Raw genomic sequence first — 19,305 nt, forward strand, 5'->3', positions numbered from 1 at the left:
TAGAGGCAAGAACATGGACGCATTGAGCAATATCCGCTTAAAAAGAAGAACCCTGTTAAAAGGGTTCGGTGTGGTGGGGTTATCTTCATTAGCACCGACGTTTCTGACGCTACGTCAGGCTAACGGTGCGCCTTTACCCCGATTTCGTCTTAAGCAATCGGACTACCAGACGTTCCGCTCGACCTGTGCGATGGAATGTTTGCACTGCAACCTGACGGCGTACGTCTGGAAAGACCGGTTAATGAAAATTGAAGCGACGAAAGGCTTCAATGTGAAGTGCTGTTTACGGGGAATTAGCCGTACCAAATGGGTCTATCACCCATTACGGCTGACGCAGCCATTGTTGCGGACGGGAGAAAAAGGCGAGGGGAAATTTAAACCGATCACCTGGGACGCCGCGCTGGATCTCATTGAAAAGAACATCCGGGAGACCATTGCCACTGAGGGCAATAAAGGGTTACTGCTCACTGCCGCTTCCGGGAACATGGACTCCATCAAGAACGATATGGCCAAAGCCTTTTTCGATTATCTTGGTGGCAGTACCAAAACCGCGGGGTCGCTCTGTTGCGCGGCGGTCACTGCGGCGATGATGCCGATGGTTGGCCTGCGCTATGCCGATACCCGCGATACCATTGCAGACAGCCGCTACATTTTGTGTTGGGGGAATAACCCGGCGGTCACCATGCATGCCTATTTTAAAAACTACTCACAGGCGCAGAGAAACGGCGCACGGTTGGTAGTGATCGATCCGCGATTTAACGAAACGGCGGCCAAAGCCGACGAATGGGTGCCGATCGTGCCGGGTACGGATATCGCCCTGGCATTAGGGATGATTAACATCATCATGCAGGAGAAACGCTATGACGCGGATTTCCTGCGCGCGCATACCGGTGCGGTTTATCTGGTGGATCCGCAGCAGCAACTGATGCGTGCCGACCCAAATGACGCGGACAGCTATCTGGTGTTTGATACCCAGAGTCAGACCCTGAAACGCCATGATGCGCCCGGCGTAATACCCGCATTGCTCAGCGAGGAATTACCTGCCAACAGTGAATTCACCACCGTGCTGGATAACGTCTGGGCGCAGGCAAAACCCTGGACAGCGCAGAGAGTGGAGGAGGAGACTGACGTGCCCGCGCAGACGGTGCTCCGTCTGGCACGAGATTACGCTGCAACGCAACCGGCGATGATTGTTCAGAACATGTCGGGGGCACAGAGAACCGAGTTTGGGACTTACGTCGCTGCCAGCCAGTTCTATCTGGCGTTGATCACCGGCAATATCGGCAAAGCCGGGGCGGGGGTCTGCGATGCGGGTGGCGTCAGACAGATGGCAAAATTCTCGCCCATCGTTCCTCCGGCGCCAAATGCGGCCAAAATTCCCGCCATTCCTATTCCTAAAATTGGTGACTGGGTCGTTAATGAAAAACCGCATGCGATTAAGTTCTGGTGGAATATGACGCTGGGTGCGATGACCCAGTTACCCAACACCAACCAGGTCAGAGAGGCCTTTAAAAAGGTACCGTTTGTGGTGGTAGCCGACAATCTGATGAGTTCGTCTGCGCTGTACGCCGATCTGGTGCTCCCCGTCACGACCATTTTTGAGGATGTCAGCCTTATGGCGGGCGTGCGCAGTCACTATGTGCAACTGATGGAGAAGGCCGTGGAGCCGCCGGGAGAAGCCAAACCCGATTACTGGATTTTTGCCCGGCTGGCCGAACGCTTTGGTTTTGGCGAGGTTTTTAACCAGCCTATTGAGCACTATATCGACACCTGCCTGAAAGGCTCGGGCATTACCCGCGACATGCTGAAAAAGGGGCCGGTATGTCCCGTCGAAGATGACTGGATCCCGTTTAAAGACGGCCAGTTCCTCACCTCGACCGGCAAAGCGCATCTGTACATTGAGGAGTGGGCGAAGAAAGATTTCCTGCCGGTGGTGACCTGGAAGCAGGTGAAAGAATCGGTTAAAGGATCGCCTGAACTGGCTCAAACCTACCCGCTAATGGCGGTGCAGCGCAAACTGGCGCGCAGCGTGCACTCCAGCCACGGGATGAATGAGTGGATCCTGGAGGTTCAGCGTAACCGCCCGAATGTGATGATCCATCCGGAAGATGCCCGTCAGCGAAAGATTCAGCCCGGAGAGTGGGTCGTGGTGTTCAATCACCGCGGTCAGCATCGGGCGATTGCTGACGTGACCACCCATATCAAACGCGGAGTGGTGAGTCTGGATAACGGCTGGTGGGAGCAGCAGGGCGGAAGCAGTAGCCATGTGACTAACGATCAGGTGGAAGTGTTGGGCAATGGACACTGTTGCAACAGTACGCTCGTCGATGTGAGAAGGGAGGCTTAATTGCATGAAACAGTATGGATTTCTTATTGATATGCAAAATTGCTACGGTTGTAAAACCTGTAGCATGGCCTGCAAATCAGAAAACATGACGCCGATGGGCGTTCTCTGGCGTCGGGTTCGTGAACGCCATACGGATGAACCCAATACGCAAGCCTTCATCAGTATGTCGTGCAACCACTGCGATGACCCGCAATGCATGAAAGTCTGCCCGGCGGGGACGTACAGCAAACGCGCCGACGGCATTGTCGTGCAGGATCACGATCGCTGCATTGGCTGCCGGATGTGCATCATGGCCTGTCCGTGGAGTGCGCCGGTGTACGATCCCGCAGAAGGGAAAACCAGTAAGTGCAATCTGTGTGCTGAACGTCTCGATGAAGGATTGCAGCCGCGCTGCGTAGAATCCTGTCCTGCAGGCGTATTACGTTTTGGCGAGATCGCAGAGCTGCGTAAGGAGCATACGACGCCATGGACGGTGCTGGAAAAACGCTACAACCTGCCCGATCACACGATTAGCCAGCCTAACATTGTCATTATTCCGCCGCGGGATTAAGGAGAACAACATGGAACAGTATGAATTGCCGTTGGTCTTCTTCACCGTCTTTGCTCAGTGGGGGGCTGGCGGGGTACTGGCGCTGACGCTATGCCAGGTTTTCAGCGCACAGAAATTCAGCGCAATGCAGTGTCGTACGCTGGCGCTTCGGTTCTGGATCATTACCGTGCTGGGGTCCTGTGCGTCGCTGGCGCATCTGGGAGCGCCTGAAGGTGCTTACCGATCTCTGACTGGACTGGGGAGCTCCTGGCTCAGCCGGGAAGTGGCCGTGTTTATTGTGCTCAATGGCGTGATGTTTTGCTGGCTACTGCTGTGCTGGTTCAGGCCTGCGCCGCGCGGAATGACGCTGCTGGGCGGTGTGACGGCACTGGTGGGATTGGGCACTATTCTGGTGACGTCGCAGGTCTATTACCAGATGCCGTTACACCCGCTCTGGCACAACGCTGCGACGCCTGCCGCTTTCCTGGGAACGGCGTTGCTGACGGGGTTTATGAGTGTCGCCATTGCCAGAGCGTACTGGCACCTTTCACCTTCTACGGTCTGTAATGCGGGGATTGTGGCGGGCATTGTACTGAGTGCAGGCGCACTGGGCCTTCGCTATCAGGTTCCGGGTGCCGATGCATCCAGCCCTCTGCTCTGGTGGCAGCTGTTCGCCAGCGTGTGCGTCGCAGTGTGGGGAGTATCACGTCTGAACAGCGGGATGCGCAGTTGGCTATGGGTGGCACTCATCATCACGGGAGAACTGGCCGGTAGAATGCTGTTTTACAGCAATGTCATGAGTTCCGCGCCCTGGTTTTGAATGATTGGTCTCCAGGCCGGATGGCGACGCTAAAGCGTCTTATCCGGCCTGGAGACTGACATGTGTGGCGTCATCTTACTCGTAGTAATTATAAATGCCTGCCGCCATCACCAGTTGTGACGCCACTTCATGGGCTTTCTCACGCCCAACCAGCAGGTCGATAATCTTTAAGCCAAAATCGATTGAGGTCCCCGGGGCCTGGCTGGTCAGTAATTTCACCCGCGGGTCCCACACCACGCGTTTATCCTGCCATTGTTCTGCGGGTATTTTATCTTTCAGCGCCGGGAAACCGGTCATATTGCCGATGGGAAAAATGTCATGCGGAACGAGTACGGTAGCGGCTGCCGCGCAAATGGCGGCGACAATCCGTCCGGAACGGTGAAACTGCTTGACGGTTTCGACCAGCAACGTGCTGTCGCGAAAACACTCGGCACCTTTAATGCCGCCCGGCAGGACGATGATGTCGTAGTCGCCGTCGGCGACTTCAACCAGCGGCGCATCCGCCAGCAGTTTTACGCCGCGAGAACAAACAATGGTCAGACTGCCATCGCTGGCGACGCTCGCGATGGTGACGTTGATTCCACCACGAACCAGCAGGTCGATAGTGGTAACCGCTTCGGTTTCTTCACTACCAGGGGCGAGGCATACCAGTGCCGATGCGCTCATACTCACTCTCCTTACGTTTTACTAACTCAAACAGGCGGCTGTTTTCCGGCACCGCAATCCCGTGGGCACGGGCGCGTTTCAACAGATAGCCGGTAATGTAGTCTATCTCGGTATGACGCATGGCCCGGATATCCTGCAGCATAGACGAGATATTTTCTGCTGTACTGTCAATAACTTGCTCGACATAATAGCGTAAATCGTCCACCGAGGTATGGTGACCTTCGCGCTCAATGACCGCCGCGACTTCCTGGCAGATCAGATTGACCTCTTCAGGATGGTTGCGCAGTTCGCCATTCGGGCAGTTCCACAGCGCGGTCAGGGGATTGATCACACAGTTCACCGCCAGCTTGCGCCACATCTCAGCACGAATATTATTATGCCAGGCGACGTCGGGCAGCACGCATTGCAGCAAATCGGCAAGATAGCTGAAATCGCCATCCTGCTCGCGCGCCGGACCGATACGCGTGGTGCCGTTCGCGACGTGGATAATGACGTTGCCATCGCGACGTGCAGCGTGGGTGGTCGTTCCCATCAGCAAGGGTTGGTGGATAGCGTGCAATTCTTCAATCGTTCCCATGCCGTTATGGATCAACAGAATGGGCGTCATTTCCGACAGCGTTGACGCCAGCGCTTTGACCGCGTCGGAGACCTGCCACGCTTTGAGCGTCACCAATAGCAAATCGCTGGTGGCTAAAAACTCCGGATCGTTTGCCGTCAGGGATTCGTTAAATATCGACCCGTCCGTCTCAATCACATTCACGCTGCAATAGGGCTGCGGAACGCGCAGCCAACCTTGTACTTCATGTCCCTGTTTGCACAGCGCCGAAAGCCATAACTGTCCTAAGGCTCCGCATCCCAGTACGGTAATTTTCATTCTTCCTCCTCACCCGCAACAGCACCAGGTGTTTGCTAACATAGTATAGCGCTGTCTGTTGAGTCACTTTGCAGGTATTATGCTTCGCATCAAAAATGAAGGGAGAGGAAAAGATGCCATCTTTCGATATTGTGTCTGAAGTTGATCTTCAGGAAGCTCGTAACGGCGTAGATAACGCCATTCGGGAAGTTGAGTCACGTTTTGATTTTCGCGGCGTTGAAGCGACCATTGAGCTCAATGATGCCAATAAAACCATCAAGGTGCTGAGCGAATCCGATTTCCAGGTCAACCAGTTGCTGGATATTCTGCGTGCCAAGTTGCTTAAGCGCGGCATTGAAGGGGCATCGCTTGATGTACCGGAAGAGTTCGTACACAGCGGGAAAACCTGGTTTGTCGAAGCGAAGCTGAAGCAGGGCATCGAGAGCGCCGTGCAGAAGAAGATCGTTAAGCTGATTAAAGACAGCAAGCTGAAGGTGCAGGCGCAGATTCAGGGCGAAGAGATTCGCGTGACCGGGAAATCCCGCGATGACCTCCAGTCCGTGATGGCGCTGGTGCGCGGCGGCGATTTGGGACAGCCGTTCCAGTTTAAAAACTTCCGCGATTAATCTTTAACGGTCCGGCTTTCCGGACCGTTTTCTTTTTTACGCCTGGCTGATGGCCTGTTCAACCTCAAAGCGGTTGGTCACTTTGCTGTCGATCTTCACATAGGCGGAATGTTCCTGCTGTGCAATCAACACTTCACTGACGCCTTCTGTTGCCAGTAAACGCTGCTTCAGCACGTCATCGGCTGCAATCTCCGGTGGAATGACCACCCGCAGGCTGCTGACATACGGCGGCTCTTTCATGGTGCTGGCGACGGCAAGCCAGACAACGGCTAAAAACGCCCCGGCAAGGAAAACCGTCTGACCGTCAAACATCCCGTCGACCCAACCGCCCAGTGAACCGCCCAGCGCGACGCCGAGGAACTGGCTGGTGGAATACACGCCCATCGCCGTGCCTTTATAGCCCGCCGGAGACTCTTTGCTGATGAGCGAAGGGAGGAGGGCTTCCATCAGATTGAAGGCGAGGAAGAACAATTGCACACCGATAATCAGTTCCCAGAAATGGCTGCCCGCGCCCCAGAGAACAATCTCGGCAATCACAATCAGCGCGACGCAAAACAGGAACACCCGTTTCATCCGCCGCTTCACTTCGGCGTAGATAATAAACGGGACGACCGAGCCAAACGAAATCAGCATCGTCACCAGATACACTTTCCAGTGTTCCGCTGCGGGTAGCCCGGCATCAGCCAACTGGCCGGGTAGGGCAACGAAGGTGGACATCAGCAGAATGTGCAGACACATGATGCCAAAGTTGAGTTTCAGCAGTTTCGGTTCCGCCAGCACTTTGCTGAAGCTGCCTTTCACCATTCCTGATTCGCGATTAAGCACGTGGTTGTCACTGTCTGGCACCACCCACAGCGTCAGGACGATCCCAAGCGTCGCCAGGACGGCGATCATCCAGAAGAGGGCGTTGAGACCCAGGGCGTGGGTGATGATTGGCCCAAGCACCATGGCGATCGCGAAGGTGATGCCAAAGCTTACGCCAATAAACGCCATCGCTTTCGTGCGGTTTTGCTCGCGGGTTAAATCTGACAGCAGCGCCATCACCGCGGCGGCAATCGCGCCCGAACCTTGTAACGCGCGGCCAAGAATAATGCCCCAGATGGAGTCTGACAGCGCGGCGATAATACTGCCGAGAATAAACACCGCTAACCCGCCGACAATCAGCGGCTTACGACCGATACGGTCGGAAAGCAGTCCGAAGGGGATCTGAAAAATAGCCTGCGTCAGACCATAGATGCCGATGGCGAGTCCAATCAAGGCTTCACTGGCGCCCTGTAGCGCCATACCGTATGTGGTCAGAACCGGCAGGACCATAAACATGCCAAGCATGCGCAGCGAAAATACGGTCCCTAAACCCCAGGTGGCGCGCAACTCACCCGGCGTCATTTTATAATCGTTCATTCCCACCTCTGTCTCAATTTCGCGCCTAGTGTAAAGCGCTAAGCAGGCGGGGTAAACATGAGGTTATTGAGTAAATATTACCGGAAGAGAGATTTGTGACAGAAATAGAAAAGGGTGCCGAAGCACCCTTTTAATACCGTTATCTGGCTTACCAGACGTAGGTCAGCAGATTGTGTGAATCCGGCACCATAAAGTCGACGGACATCATCACGGAGAGCGCGGTAATGGCGATGATGGAGAAACCGAACAGCTTGCGCGCCCAGACTCTGTCATCTTCCACTTTGTAACCGCGCAGCGCCATGCCTAACCACCAGACGCTCACCGCTGCCGCCACCACCAGATATTTATATCCGGCATAACCGCCCAGAGAGAGCATCAGCGTCGCGATGGCAAATGCGATGATGTACAGCGTGATATGGTTTTTGGCGACAGAGATGCCTTTCACCACCGGCAGAACCGGGATGTTAGCCGCCTGATAATCCTTAAAGCGGAAAATCGCGATGGCATAAGAGTGCGGCATCTGCCACAGGCTGAAAATCGCCAGCAGAATCAGCGCGCCGCTGTCGAACTCTCCGGTGACTGCGCAGTAGCCGATCACCGGCGGCGCCGCACCGGAGAGAGAGCCGATCAGCGTCCCGTAGACCGAGTGGCGTTTCATATACAGGCTGTAAACGCCCACATAAACCACAAAGCCCATCACCCCCAGCCAGCAGGCCAGAGGGTTCGCGCCAAACCACAGCAGCATGAAGCCAGCAATACCCAGCAGGGTGGCGTACACCAGCGAGACTTTAGGAGAGATCAGGCCTCTTACCAGCACCCGATTCTTGGTCCTTTCCATCTTTCTGTCGATATCCCTGTCGATGTAGTTGTTAAATACACAACCCGACGCCACAACCAGTGACACTCCGACCAACGTGTAGATGAACAGAGGATAGTCGATGCTGCCCTTGGAGGCCAGCAGGAACCCCCCGATCACCGAGATCAGGTTGCCAAAGATGATGCCTGGTTTCGTTACTTGCAGGTATTGCTTAAACATCATAACCGCCGCTCTTAGTGCATCATCATATTGTAGTTGAGGTTCCACATGATCCAGATGGAACCGACAACCAGGATGGCGATGATCAGCACGGTAAAGACAAAAGCCGTCATGTTCCAGCCTTCATCAGATTTGGTGTTCATGTGCAGGAAGCACACCAGATGCACCAGAATCTGCACCACTGCCATTGCCAGGATAGTCCCCAGAATTACGGCCGGAGAGGCAGCACCTGTCATTACCATCCAGAACGGAATGACCGTCAGGATGACCGACAGGATAAATCCTGTCATGTAGGTTTTTACGCTGCCATGGGACGCGCCGCTGTTCACGTTAGAATGACTCATTACATCGCCCCCATCAGATAAACAACAGTGAACACACAGATCCACACCACGTCCAGGAAGTGCCAGAACAGGCTCAGGCACATGATGCGGGTGCGGTTGGTGCTGGTCAGGCCGCGACGGGCGATCTGTACCATCAGCACGGCCATCCAGATAAGACCGGACGTCACGTGCAGACCGTGGGTGCCGACCAGCGCGAAGAACGCAGAGAGGAAGCCGCTGCGATCCGGGCCCATACCGTTAACAATCAGATGATGGAATTCATAGATTTCCATCCCGATGAAGCCGGCACCAAACAAGAAGGTCAACGCCAGCCAGGAAACCACCTGGCTCTTGTTGTTCTTGTGCATGGCGATCGCCGCCATGCCATAGGTAATGGAGCTGAACAACAGCAAGAAAGTTTCAACCAGAACGAACGGCAGTTCGAAAATGTCCTTACCTGTCGGGCCACCTGCGGTGCCGTTCACCAGAACGGCATAGGTAGCAAACAGAATAGAGAACAGAATGCAGTCGCTCATCAGGTAGATCCAAAATCCGAAGATTTTGTTCTGGCCTGCATCGTGGTGCCCGTGTTCGTGCGCGTGGGCAGTCGCGTGCGCTAAAGTATCAGTTGCCATTTTTCAGCCCTGCCTTAGTAATCTCATCGAAATGCTGGTTTTCCAGTTTTTCGATTTCCGGGACCGGCACGTAGTAGTCCACATCTTCATCAAAGCTTTTCACAATCCAGCTGATGATCATGCCTGCGAAGCTTGCAATAGCCAGCCACCAGATATGCCAGATCATGGCGAAACCAAACAGCGTCGCGAAGGCGGTAATGACGATACCGGCACCGCTATTCTTCGGCATATGAATCTCTTCATAGTGCGCAGGCTGCTTGTACGCTTCACCTTTTTCTTTCATTTCCCAGAAGGCATCACGCTCATGAACGTGCGGCACAACGGCAAAGTTATAGAACGGAGGCGGAGAAGACGTTGCCCATTCCAGCGTACGGCCACCCCATGGGTCACCGGTCAGATCACGATTCTGTTCGCGGTCGCGAATAGAAACATACATCTGAATGAACTGGCACAGGATACCCACTGCAATCAGCGCGGCGCCACAGGCAGCAACAACCAGCATCGGATGGAACTGAGGGTCAATCTGCTGGCTGAGACGACGAGTCATCCCCATAAAGCCCAGCACATACAGCGGCATGAAAGCAACGAAGAAGCCGATGATCCAGAACCAGAATGCGCGTTTACCCCAGGTTTCGTTCAGCGTGAAGCCAAACGCTTTTGGCCACCAGTAGGTCATACCCGCGAAGCAACCAAATACGACGCCGCCGATAATAACGTTATGGAAGTGCGCAATCAGGAACAGACTGTTGTGCAGTACAAAGTCCGCGCCCGGGACCGCCAGCAGTACGCCGGTCATCCCGCCGACTGAGAAGGTCACGATAAAGCCAATCGTCCACAGCATTGCTGAGTGGAATACGATACGGCCCTGATACATGGTGAACAGCCAGTTGAAGATCTTCACCCCGGTCGGGATGGCGATAATCATGGTGGTAATACCGAAGAAGGCGTTAACGTTCGCACCGGCACCCATGGTAAAGAAGTGGTGCAGCCAGACGATGAACGACAATACGGTAATACACACGGTTGCCCACACCAGCGAGGTGTAACCAAACAGACGTTTACGTGAGAAGGTCGCGGCGATTTCCGAGAACACCCCGAATACCGGCAGAATCAGAATGTACACTTCCGGATGGCCCCAGGCCCAAATCAGGTTGATGTACATCATCATGTTGCCGCCCATATCGTTGGTAAAGAAATGGGTGCCCAGATAACGATCCAGGGTAAGCAACGCGACGGTAACCGTCAGAATCGGGAAGGAGGCGATAATCAGGATGTTTGCGCATAGCGATGCCCAGGTAAAGACCGGCATCTTGAACATGGTCATGCCTGGCGCGCGCATCTTAATGATAGTCACAAAGAAGTTGATACCGGTCAGGGTTGTACCAATACCGGACAACTGGACTGCCCATATCCAATAGTCGACCCCGACGCTTGGACTGTACTCAATTCCCGAGAGCGGCGGGTACGCCAGCCAACCGGTCTGCGCGAATTCACCCACACCCAGAGACAGGTTAACCAGGATAACGCCGACAACGGTGAACCAGAAGCTCAGGTTGTTCAGGAACGGGAACGCAACGTCACGCGCACCAATCTGCAGTGGAACCACCAGGTTCATCAGACCGATAACAAATGGCATTGCCACGAAGAAGATCATGATCACGCCGTGAGCCGTGAATATCTGATCGTAGTGGTGAGGCGGCAGGAAGCCCGCTTCACCTGCAGACGCCAGCGCTTGCTGACTACGCATCATGATGGCGTCAGCAAAGCCACGAACCAACATGACGATAGCGACGATGACATACATGATGCCAAGGCGTTTGTGGTCAACCGAAGTTAGCCACTCTTTCCACAGGTAGGTCCACTTACCAAAGTAAGTAATCAGGCCAAGTAAAGCCGCACCACCGATGATAATAGCAGCGATCGTAACCATGACGATGGGTTCATGGAACGGAACTGCATCCAGTGTCAATTTTCCGAACATCGTATTCTTCCTCAGCCCCTTGAGTTGGCGGCTTCCGCGTGGCTCATGTCCATGCCTTCCATTCCTTCGTGCGAGCTGTGCTCACCTTCCGGTTGGGTCATGTCCATGCTCTGACCGTGAGCCATAAATTTGTTAATCACGTCTTTAAACAAATCGGGTTTCACGTTGGAGAAGTATTCCACCTGGTTGTATTCGCTTGGCACAGCCACTTTCTCGAACGCAGCCATGTCGCTCATGGTGTTCGGTGACTGTTTCGCTTTAGCAACCCATTGGTCGAATGCGGCGCGGTCCTCTGTTGCGATAGCCTTGAACTTCATACCGGAGAAGCCAGGTCCGCTATAGCTTGCGGAGATACCGTCATAGGTACCGGCTTCATTGGCGATCAGATGCAGGCGAGTCTGCATACCGGCCATGGCATAAATCTGGCTGCCCAGACGTGGGATGAAGAAGGAGTTCATCACGGAGTTAGAGGTCACTTTGAAGTACACCGGAGTGTTCGCCGGGAAGGCGATTTCATTCACGGTAGCAATGCCCTGTTCCGGGTAGATGAAGAACCATTTCCAGTCCATGGAAACCACTTCGATGGTAATGGGCTTCTCGTCATGCGCCAGCGGCTTGCTTGGCTCAAGAGCGTGAGTGGTTTTCCAGGTCAGCACGGCAAGGAAAATGATGATTAAGATAGGAACCGTCCAGACCACCGCTTCCACTTTATTGGAGTGTGACCAGTTCGGGCTATACTTCGCATCTTTATTGCTTGCACGGTACTTCCAGGCAAAACCTACAGCCATCAAGATTGCAGGAATAACGACGATCAACATCAGGCCAAATGCCGTCAGTATCAGCGAACGTTGCTCCAGTCCAATCTGTCCTTTGGGATCTAACAGCGCAGAATTACAGCCACTGAGTAATGCAGTGCCTGCAATTAATGACAACCATCCCAAACTTTTATTGTATTTCCTGAGTCTCATTTAACGACCTCAATTCCACGGGACCGGGTGGCGTTTAAAGTGTGTGGGCATTTTACGGGAAGGTTACATTACTGTAAACATCATTGGATCTGTGTTACCGGGTTCTGCCGCACGTGTCACATATGTTGCAAGATATGTCGTTTCAGCATTAAGAACCTGTTGCAACATCACGTTATAACGAAAGGGGACTTCAGGGAGGCGACGCGAGGGTAATTGGTATAACCAATGTAAAAATAAAACAATTGGTTAACAAGTGATTATCAACAAAGAGACAAATAAAATACAAAAAATAAATGTGTTTCGGCTGAATCGAGTAAGGAAAATAAAACCTATAAAAGGCGTCAATAATTTCCAGATTCTATTGCGCACAAAACAACAAATATTAATTTTTTCAGTTGTTGTTTATTTAGCCGATATAATTACGCAAGGTGATTACAACGGCTAAATAAAGGGGCGCTTACACCAGCCGCGTTTTGCGTAGCGCCAGATAGTCGAGCAAGCCGCCAAACACGATGCCGAAAATGGCGATAGTCACTGCGACTTCCAGCAGTCCGGCGAGGAAGGAGAAGTTAGTGAACGCCAGCGCGTTCAGCGACAGCAACAGCAGCCAGACGGCAAGCAACACGCATCCCGCCATCAAAATCCATAACGCCAGACGGTAGGCCGAACGGAATTCTGTTCGCGGCAGGAAACTTTCGCTCTGTCGCGTGTACTCCAGCGTTTGCCGACACACCAGCAGCAATATCAGGCCCGGAACGGCGGCCACGACGGAGAAAAGATAAAACGTCGACCAGCCATGCGCCTCGACAAACCAACCGGCAACCGGGCCAACATAGACGCGCCCCACGGCAGAAAGCGCTGACAGCAGGGCAAACTGGGTGGCGGAAAATGACTTATTACACAGCGTCATCAGTAGCGCGACGAACGCTGACGTCCCCATTCCCCCGCACAGGTTCTCGAAAAACACCGCCGCAGCCATGCTGAACATGTGCTTGTCGGTCACCGACAGGAGCCAGTATCCGGCGTTAGAGACGCCCTGCAGAATGCCGAAAATCAGTAAAGCGCGAAACAGCGTCAGCCGTTGCATCAACACCCCGCCGTACAGCGCGCCAATAATCGTGGCGATAAGCCCCAGCGTTTTATTGACGACGCCCACTTCTCCGGCGTCAAAGCCCACACCACGAATCAAAAAGGTGGTGGTCAGGCTCATGGCGAAGGCATCACCCAGCTTATAAAGGATGATGAGCAGCAAAATCAGCCAGGCGTTGTTACGTCCGAAGAAATCGCGTAGCGGGGCTGCGACTGCCTGCTCCAGCGTTTTTGGCACCGGAATGCTGTCGGTCGGTTCGGGGGCGAGCAGAGTGGAAATAATACAAGGGATCAGTAATGCTGCCATCAGCCAGTACATGCCTTGCCAGCCGAGCCAGCGGTCGGCCATCCACAGCGCCAGTCCACCGGACACCAGCATGCCGAGGCGATAGCCGAGCACGCTGATTGCCGCACCGGTTCCGCGCTCTTCTGCGGCTAAGACGTCCGTTTTCCAGGCGTCAAACACAATATCTTGCGACGCTGAACAAAAGGCGATCACTACCGCCAGCGCCGCCATCCATCGCAACTGGCTACCGGGCTCCAGAAAACCCATCGCAGCGATGGAGACCAGCAACAAACATTGCGTCGTCAGCAACCAGCCACGACGACGACCTAAAAAGGGCGGTGTGTAGCGGTCCATGACCGGAGACCAGAGAAATTTAAAGACGTAAGCCTGACCGACCAGCGAAAAGAAACCGATGGTTTTCAGGTCGATATTCTCGACGGTCATCCATGCCTGAAGCGTACCGGAGGTCAACGCGAGCGGCAGGCCGGAGGCAAAACCTAACATCAGCAAAATGGCTGATTTCGGTTGTTGAAAAATGCGTAAGTAGTGACTAGGCATGGGCATATAAAGCTGACCCGGCGCGGAGCCGGGTCAGGGGGCAGAAATTAACGAGCGTTCTGTTTGATGAAGTCGTGGACGCTAGTGTCCTGAGACATATCAGTAATCGTATCGGTCAGCACGCTGTTAACCGCGTTGGCGATATTCTTGTTGGTCGCCTGGAACGCGCCTTCAACGGAGTAGCTGGCGCGGTAGTTTTTGGTCATCTTGTTGCCGTTGGCCGCCGTCGCGATGATCGCGATATCGGCCTTGGTGGCAATGTTATAACGCACGTTGCCCTGAGACACATCCGCGTATAGCTGGTTAACAATGATCTGCAGGTTCACCGCACCGTTCGGGCCAACCATATAACCGCGCGAGGTCATCTGTTTTTCCAGCACTTCTTGTAACAGGAAGCGCAGATCGCGGGAGGCCGTCAGTGTCACCAACTGATTGTCGCGGGTCACTTTCGCCAGCGCCTGGTCCGGACGCTGATCGGCGCCGTTGATGCTAACGGTCACGCCCATCAGGCTAGGATCCTGTTGCGGGAGCGTGATTTTAGGCGAAACGTCAATCGTGGTTGGTGGTGTCGCACAGCCCGCCAGCATGAAAAGCGCGATTAACGGGAAGAGGATTTTTTTTAACATGTTCGTGCTCTCAGTAACTCTTAATCATATGGATAGAGAAAAATTCCCGCCATCATAACATCGCCAACGGCGAGGGGAAGTGGGTAACGCATGTAAATTCATCATGTTGTCGGAATAATGAAGTTATAGAGACCAAATTGGGCATTTATGCCATCCCCCAACGGGTTGAATCAGTAAACTTCATCGCGTTGATGGCGAAAATCAGACGAAGGCTAAATTTTTGTTGTAATGGCGCAATGGAACCGGTAAAAGCGGCTAATATTTAAAGGGATGGGTGACATCTCAGCGCCGTTTGAGGAGATATATCATGATGATACGTGAGCAAATAGAAGAAAAATTAAGGGCAGCGTTCCAACCCGTGTTCCTCGAGGTCGTGGATGAAAGCTATCGTCATAATGTCCCGGCTGGCTCAGAAAGCCACTTTAAGGTCGTTCTGGTTAGCGATCGCTTTACCGGCGAGCGTTTTTTGAATCGTCATCGGATGATCTACGGTACATTAACCGCAGAACTGTCTACGACGGTTCACGCGCTGGCTCTGCATACTTATACCATCAAAGAGTGGGAAGGGTTGCAGGATACGATCTTTGCGTCACCTCCCTGTCGTGGTGCGGGAAGCATCGCGTAAAAACGCATTTGCAACTGCTGGCGTTTTTCCAGTATGTTGCTAAAGATTATGTGAAAACGGCCTGCGGGCCGTTTTGTTTTGTCTGAATTTTGCACGAGTCAAACCCTTTTCAGGGCAAGAATAGCCGGGAATTGTGAAAAATGCCGCAGCAACGCGTAATAACCGTTCTCGACTCATAAAAGTGATGCCGCTATAATGCCGCGTCTTATTTGAATGTCTTCGGGATGATTCTGACGACAGGGAATGTGATTGATTAAGAGAACATCCCGGTTCCGCGAAGCTAATAATCTGTGCTTGCGGAGTAGAGTTGACCGAGCACTGTGATTTTTTGAGGTAACAAGATGCAAGTTTCAGTTGAAACCACTCAAGGCCTTGGCCGCCGTGTAACGATTACTATCGCTGCTGACAGCATCGAGACCGCTGTTAAAAGCGAGCTGGTCAACGTAGCGAAGAAAGTGCGTATTGACGGCTTCCGTAAAGGCAAAGTACCGATGAATGTTGTTGCTCAGCGTTATGGCGCGTCCGTTCGCCAGGACGTTCTGGGTGACCTGATGAGCCGCAACTTCGTTGATGCCATCATCAAAGAAAAAATCAATCCGGCTGGCGCACCGAACTACGTTCCGGGCGAATACAAACTGGGTGAAGATTTCACCTACGCGGTAGAATTCGAAGTCTATCCGGAAGTTGAACTGACCGGCCTGGACACAATCGAAGTTGAAAAACCGGTTGTTGAAGTCACCGATGCGGATGTTGACGTGATGCTGGATACCCTGCGCAAACAGCAGGCGACCTGGAAAGATAAAGACGGCGCTGCGGATGCAGAAGACCGCGTCACCCTCGACTTCACCGGTTCTGTAGACGGCGAAGAGTTCGAAGGCGGTAAAGCGTCTGATTTCGTACTGGCGATGGGCCAGGGTCGTATGATCCCGGGCTTTGAAGACGGTATCAAAGGTCACAAAGCGGGCGAAGAGTTCACCATCGACGTGACTTTCCCGGAAGACTACCACGCTGAAAACCTGAAAGGTAAAGCGGCGAAATTCGCCATCAACCTGAAGAAAGTGGAAGAGCGTGAGCTGCCGGAACTGACTGAAGAATTCATCAAACGTTTTGGCGTTGAAGATGGTTCCGTTGCCGGTCTGCGTACTGAAGTCCGTAAAAACATGGAACGCGAGCTGAAAGGCGCGGTGCGTAACCGTGTTAAATCTCAGGCAATCGACGGTCTGGTGAAAGCGAACGACATCGACGTTCCTGCTGCACTGATTGACAGCGAAATCGACGTTCTGCGTCGTCAGGCTGCTCAGCGTTTCGGTGGTAACGAGAAACAAGCGCTGGAACTGCCGCGTGAACTGTTCGAAGAACAGGCTAAGCGTCGCGTAGTTGTGGGTCTGCTGCTGGGCGAAGTGATTCGTACCAATGAACTGAAAGCGGATGAAGATCGCGTGAAGGGCCTGATCGAAGAGATGGCTTCTGCTTACGAAGATCCGAAAGAAGTGATCGAGTTCTACAGCAAAAATAAAGAGCTGATGGACAACATGCGTAACGTCGCTCTGGAAGAGCAGGCGGTTGAAGCGGTTCTGGCGAAAGCCAAAGTGACTGAAAAAGCCACGACCTTCAATGAGCTGATGAACCAGCAGGCGTAATTCCGCTTAAACGCGCGAATTTCGCTCAAAGGCCCGTCACCGTCAGGTGGCGGGCCTTTTTTTTGTCATGACTTTTGCATGGAAGCGTGCGAAAAAGCCCTTTTCGGTGTTAGCGTTCAGGCAAAAGATTGTTATGCTTGAATTATGGCGATGCCGTACCCATAACAGAGGGACTAGCTGATAATCCGTCCATAAGGTTACAATCGGTACAGCAGGTTTTTTCATTTTTTATCCAGGAGACGGAAATGTCATACAGCGGCGAACGAGATAACTTTGCACCCCATATGGCGCTGGTGCCGATGGTCATTGAACAGACCTCACGTGGTGAGCGCTCTTTTGATATCTACTCTCGTCTACTTAAGGAACGTGTCATTTTTCTGACCGGCCAGGTCGAAGATCATATGGCTAACCTGATTGTGGCGCAGATGCTGTTCCTGGAAGCCGAAAACCCGGAAAAAGATATCTACCTGTACATTAACTCTCCGGGCGGCGTAATTACCGCAGGCATGTCGATTTATGACACCATGCAGTTTATTAAGCCAGACGTCAGCACCATTTGTATGGGCCAGGCGGCCTCAATGGGCGCGTTCTTGCTGACAGCCGGGGCGAAAGGTAAACGTTTCTGCCTGCCGAACTCCCGCGTAATGATCCATCAGCCGTTGGGCGGTTACCAGGGCCAGGCAACGGATATTGAAATTCACGCCCGTGAAATCCTGAAAGTTAAAGGGCGCATGAACGAACTTATGGCACACCATACGGGTCAATCTCTTGAGCAGATTGAGCGTGATACTGAGCGCGATCGCTTCCTCTCTGCCGCTGAGGCAGTTGAGTATGGCTTAGTCGACTCGATTTTGACCCATCGTAATTGATGCCCGGGGCGCAACTCTGCCGCTATACTTACCAGGGGCGGCACAACGCGACAAAGCGAGTTGCGCCTGAGAATGGCATTTTGCGTCGTCGTGTGCGGCACAAAGAACAAAGAAGAGGTTTTGACTCATGACAGATAAACGCAAAGATGGCTCGGGCAAATTGTTGTACTGCTCTTTTTGCGGCAAAAGCCAGCATGAAGTGCGTAAGCTCATCGCCGGTCCATCCGTGTATATCTGCGATGAATGTGTCGATCTGTGTAACGACATCATTCGCGAAGAGATTAAGGAAGTAGCACCGCATCGTGAACGCAGTGCGCTGCCGACGCCACACGAAATTCGTAACCATCTTGACGATTACGTCATCGGTCAGGAACAGGCCAAGAAAGTGCTGGCGGTCGCGGTATACAACCACTACAAACGTCTGCGCAACGGCGACACCAGTAATGGCGTCGAGTTGGGCAAAAGTAATATTCTGCTGATCGGTCCGACCGGCTCCGGTAAAACGCTGTTGGCGGAAACGCTGGCGCGCCTGCTGGATGTTCCGTTCACGATGGCGGATGCCACCACGCTGACCGAAGCGGGTTACGTGGGTGAGGACGTTGAGAACATCATCCAGAAACTGTTGCAGAAGTGCGACTACGATGTGCAGAAAGCGCAGCGTGGTATTGTCTATATCGATGAAATTGACAAGATTTCCCGTAAGTCTGACAACCCGTCGATCACCCGTGACGTTTCCGGTGAAGGCGTACAGCAGGCGCTGCTGAAACTGATCGAAGGGACGGTTGCTGCCGTTCCGCCGCAGGGTGGACGTAAACATCCGCAGCAGGAATTCTTGCAGGTGGATACCTCTAAGATCCTGTTCATCTGTGGCGGTGCGTTTGCCGGCCTGGATAAAGTGATCGCCAACCGCGTTGAAACCGGCTCCGGCATTGGTTTTGGTGCAACGGTGAAAGCGAAATCCGACAAGGCCAGCGAAGGCGAACTGCTCTCGCAGGTTGAGCCGGAAGATTTGATCAAGTTTGGTCTGATTCCTGAGTTTATTGGTCGTCTGCCGGTTGTGGCAACGCTGAGCGAACTGAGCGAAGAAGCGCTGATCCAGATCCTGAAAGAGCCGAAAAACGCGCTGACCAAGCAGTATCAGGCGCTGTTCAATCTGGAAGGCGTTGACCTGGAGTTCCGCGACGAAGCGCTGGATGCGATTGCCCGCAAAGCCATGGCGCGTAAAACCGGTGCCCGTGGTCTGCGTTCCATCGTAGAAGCCGCGCTGCTGGATACCATGTATGATCTGCCTTCGATGGAAGACGTCGAAAAAGTGGTGATTGATGAGTCGGTGATCGGCGGTCAGAGCAAGCCATTACTGATTTACGGCAAGCCGGAAGCCCAGCAGGCATCTGGTGAATAATTAGCCAATCCATACAATCAGTTAA

Annotated in this window: 18 protein-coding genes; 8 read left to right on the forward strand and 10 right to left on the reverse strand. The window is 53.3% G+C overall.

All coding sequences use genetic code 11. The features are described 5' to 3' along the window. Positions 1 to 13 precede the first annotated feature (13 nt). Genes HVZ37_RS05645 through HVZ37_RS05655 form a run of 3 tightly spaced genes read left to right on the forward strand, consistent with a single transcriptional unit; the run spans position 14 to position 3,696 of the window. Positions 14 to 2,347, forward strand: a complete 2,334-nt coding sequence (locus HVZ37_RS05645) for a molybdopterin-dependent oxidoreductase (RefSeq protein WP_104446095.1) — start codon at positions 14 to 16, stop codon at positions 2,345 to 2,347. Between the two features lie 4 nt (positions 2,348 to 2,351). After that, positions 2,352 to 2,897, forward strand: coding sequence for a 4Fe-4S dicluster domain-containing protein (locus HVZ37_RS05650; protein ID WP_044258969.1), 546 nt, complete (start codon positions 2,352 to 2,354; stop codon positions 2,895 to 2,897). 10 nt (positions 2,898 to 2,907) lie between these two features. Beyond that, complete coding sequence (locus tag HVZ37_RS05655; RefSeq protein ID WP_181628187.1) at positions 2,908 to 3,696, forward strand: DmsC/YnfH family molybdoenzyme membrane anchor subunit; 789 nt, start codon at positions 2,908 to 2,910, stop codon at positions 3,694 to 3,696. A 75-nt stretch (positions 3,697 to 3,771) separates the two neighbouring features. Here the strand turns inward: HVZ37_RS05655 and yajL are convergent, their stop codons facing one another. Together yajL and panE are read right to left on the reverse strand one after the other, a co-directional pair. After that, positions 3,772 to 4,362: a protein deglycase YajL gene (gene yajL / locus HVZ37_RS05660; protein WP_181628188.1), complete on the reverse strand. Its 591-nt coding sequence runs from the start codon at positions 4,360 to 4,362 to the stop codon at positions 3,772 to 3,774. Then, on the reverse strand, positions 4,325 to 5,236 hold the full coding sequence (gene panE / locus HVZ37_RS05665; RefSeq protein WP_044258965.1) for a 2-dehydropantoate 2-reductase: 912 nt from the start codon (positions 5,234 to 5,236) through the stop codon (positions 4,325 to 4,327). Before panE ends, yajL begins: the two co-directional genes overlap by 38 nt. A 113-nt stretch (positions 5,237 to 5,349) precedes the next feature. Here panE and HVZ37_RS05670 point away from each other — a divergent pair, with 113 nt between their 5' ends. Beyond that, entirely contained in the window at positions 5,350 to 5,841 is a 492-nt protein-coding gene (locus HVZ37_RS05670; protein ID WP_043001587.1) for a YajQ family cyclic di-GMP-binding protein, read from the forward strand. Between the two features lie 36 nt (positions 5,842 to 5,877). Here HVZ37_RS05670 and HVZ37_RS05675 read toward each other — a convergent pair whose 3' ends face one another. The 8 genes from HVZ37_RS05675 to HVZ37_RS05710 all read right to left on the reverse strand — a co-directional run bounded on the left by HVZ37_RS05675 (position 5,878) and on the right by HVZ37_RS05710 (position 14,744). Continuing rightward, positions 5,878 to 7,242, reverse strand: a complete 1,365-nt coding sequence (locus HVZ37_RS05675; protein ID WP_181628189.1) for an MFS transporter — start codon at positions 7,240 to 7,242, stop codon at positions 5,878 to 5,880. Between the two features lie 148 nt (positions 7,243 to 7,390). Further along, positions 7,391 to 8,281, reverse strand: a complete 891-nt coding sequence (cyoE, locus tag HVZ37_RS05680) for a heme o synthase (protein WP_080343218.1) — start codon at positions 8,279 to 8,281, stop codon at positions 7,391 to 7,393. Between the two features lie 11 nt (positions 8,282 to 8,292). Further along, positions 8,293 to 8,622, reverse strand: coding sequence for a cytochrome o ubiquinol oxidase subunit IV (locus tag HVZ37_RS05685; RefSeq protein WP_043001584.1), 330 nt, complete (start codon positions 8,620 to 8,622; stop codon positions 8,293 to 8,295). After that, positions 8,622 to 9,236 (reverse strand): cytochrome o ubiquinol oxidase subunit III, encoded by a 615-nt coding sequence (locus tag HVZ37_RS05690; protein ID WP_043001583.1) that lies wholly within the window; start codon positions 9,234 to 9,236, stop codon positions 8,622 to 8,624. Before HVZ37_RS05690 ends, HVZ37_RS05685 begins: the two co-directional genes overlap by 1 nt. Next, a complete protein-coding gene (gene cyoB / locus HVZ37_RS05695; RefSeq protein ID WP_043001582.1) occupies positions 9,226 to 11,217 on the reverse strand; it encodes a cytochrome o ubiquinol oxidase subunit I in 1,992 nt (663 codons plus the stop codon). The genes HVZ37_RS05690 and cyoB overlap by 11 nt, the downstream gene beginning before the upstream one ends. An 11-nt stretch (positions 11,218 to 11,228) precedes the next feature. Further along, entirely contained in the window at positions 11,229 to 12,185 is a 957-nt protein-coding gene (gene cyoA, locus HVZ37_RS05700) for a cytochrome o ubiquinol oxidase subunit II (RefSeq protein ID WP_043001581.1), read from the reverse strand. Positions 12,186 to 12,642: 457 nt separating this feature from the next. Further along, positions 12,643 to 14,118 (reverse strand): muropeptide MFS transporter AmpG, encoded by a 1,476-nt coding sequence (gene ampG, locus HVZ37_RS05705; RefSeq protein WP_043002002.1) that lies wholly within the window; start codon positions 14,116 to 14,118, stop codon positions 12,643 to 12,645. 47 nt (positions 14,119 to 14,165) lie between these two features. Further along, positions 14,166 to 14,744 (reverse strand): lipoprotein, encoded by a 579-nt coding sequence (locus HVZ37_RS05710; RefSeq protein WP_043001580.1) that lies wholly within the window; start codon positions 14,742 to 14,744, stop codon positions 14,166 to 14,168. A gap of 307 nt (positions 14,745 to 15,051) precedes the next feature. Between HVZ37_RS05710 and bolA the strand changes: the two genes are divergently transcribed. The 4 genes from bolA to clpX all read left to right on the forward strand — a co-directional run bounded on the left by bolA (position 15,052) and on the right by clpX (position 19,280). Further along, a complete protein-coding gene (bolA, locus tag HVZ37_RS05715) occupies positions 15,052 to 15,369 on the forward strand; it encodes a transcriptional regulator BolA (protein WP_042324511.1) in 318 nt (105 codons plus the stop codon). A 341-nt stretch (positions 15,370 to 15,710) separates the two neighbouring features. Continuing rightward, entirely contained in the window at positions 15,711 to 17,009 is a 1,299-nt protein-coding gene (gene tig, locus HVZ37_RS05720; RefSeq protein WP_043001579.1) for a trigger factor, read from the forward strand. 245 nt (positions 17,010 to 17,254) lie between these two features. Next, positions 17,255 to 17,878: an ATP-dependent Clp endopeptidase proteolytic subunit ClpP gene (clpP, locus tag HVZ37_RS05725; RefSeq protein WP_002891804.1), complete on the forward strand. Its 624-nt coding sequence runs from the start codon at positions 17,255 to 17,257 to the stop codon at positions 17,876 to 17,878. Positions 17,879 to 18,005: 127 nt separating this feature from the next. Further along, positions 18,006 to 19,280, forward strand: a complete 1,275-nt coding sequence (gene clpX / locus HVZ37_RS05730; protein WP_042324505.1) for an ATP-dependent protease ATP-binding subunit ClpX — start codon at positions 18,006 to 18,008, stop codon at positions 19,278 to 19,280. The last annotated feature ends 25 nt before the right edge of the window (positions 19,281 to 19,305 follow it).

The organism is Citrobacter sp. RHB35-C17, from assembly GCF_013816795.1.
Lineage (GTDB): Bacteria > Pseudomonadota > Gammaproteobacteria > Enterobacterales > Enterobacteriaceae > Citrobacter_A > Citrobacter_A amalonaticus.

What these genes read in the sequence shown, in the direction of transcription:
- HVZ37_RS05670 (WP_043001587.1), top strand. Translation starts at nt 5,350, where the DNA reads ATGCCATCTTTCGATATTGTGTCTGAAGTTGATCTTCAGGAAGCTCGT.
- HVZ37_RS05675 (WP_181628189.1), bottom strand. Translation starts at nt 7,242, where the DNA reads ATGAACGATTATAAAATGACGCCGGGTGAGTTGCGCGCCACCTGGGGT.
- yajL (WP_181628188.1), bottom strand. Translation starts at nt 4,362, where the DNA reads ATGAGCGCATCGGCACTGGTATGCCTCGCCCCTGGTAGTGAAGAAACC.
- HVZ37_RS05690 (WP_043001583.1), bottom strand. Translation starts at nt 9,236, where the DNA reads ATGGCAACTGATACTTTAGCGCACGCGACTGCCCACGCGCACGAACAC.
- cyoB (WP_043001582.1), bottom strand. Translation starts at nt 11,217, where the DNA reads ATGTTCGGAAAATTGACACTGGATGCAGTTCCGTTCCATGAACCCATC.
- cyoE (WP_080343218.1), bottom strand. Translation starts at nt 8,281, where the DNA reads ATGATGTTTAAGCAATACCTGCAAGTAACGAAACCAGGCATCATCTTT.
- HVZ37_RS05650 (WP_044258969.1), top strand. Translation starts at nt 2,352, where the DNA reads ATGAAACAGTATGGATTTCTTATTGATATGCAAAATTGCTACGGTTGT.
- clpX (WP_042324505.1), top strand. Translation starts at nt 18,006, where the DNA reads ATGACAGATAAACGCAAAGATGGCTCGGGCAAATTGTTGTACTGCTCT.
- ampG (WP_043002002.1), bottom strand. Translation starts at nt 14,118, where the DNA reads ATGCCTAGTCACTACTTACGCATTTTTCAACAACCGAAATCAGCCATT.
- HVZ37_RS05645 (WP_104446095.1), top strand. Translation starts at nt 14, where the DNA reads ATGGACGCATTGAGCAATATCCGCTTAAAAAGAAGAACCCTGTTAAAA.
- HVZ37_RS05655 (WP_181628187.1), top strand. Translation starts at nt 2,908, where the DNA reads ATGGAACAGTATGAATTGCCGTTGGTCTTCTTCACCGTCTTTGCTCAG.
- panE (WP_044258965.1), bottom strand. Translation starts at nt 5,236, where the DNA reads ATGAAAATTACCGTACTGGGATGCGGAGCCTTAGGACAGTTATGGCTT.
- HVZ37_RS05710 (WP_043001580.1), bottom strand. Translation starts at nt 14,744, where the DNA reads ATGTTAAAAAAAATCCTCTTCCCGTTAATCGCGCTTTTCATGCTGGCG.
- bolA (WP_042324511.1), top strand. Translation starts at nt 15,052, where the DNA reads ATGATGATACGTGAGCAAATAGAAGAAAAATTAAGGGCAGCGTTCCAA.
- tig (WP_043001579.1), top strand. Translation starts at nt 15,711, where the DNA reads ATGCAAGTTTCAGTTGAAACCACTCAAGGCCTTGGCCGCCGTGTAACG.
- HVZ37_RS05685 (WP_043001584.1), bottom strand. Translation starts at nt 8,622, where the DNA reads ATGAGTCATTCTAACGTGAACAGCGGCGCGTCCCATGGCAGCGTAAAA.
- clpP (WP_002891804.1), top strand. Translation starts at nt 17,255, where the DNA reads ATGTCATACAGCGGCGAACGAGATAACTTTGCACCCCATATGGCGCTG.
- cyoA (WP_043001581.1), bottom strand. Translation starts at nt 12,185, where the DNA reads ATGAGACTCAGGAAATACAATAAAAGTTTGGGATGGTTGTCATTAATT.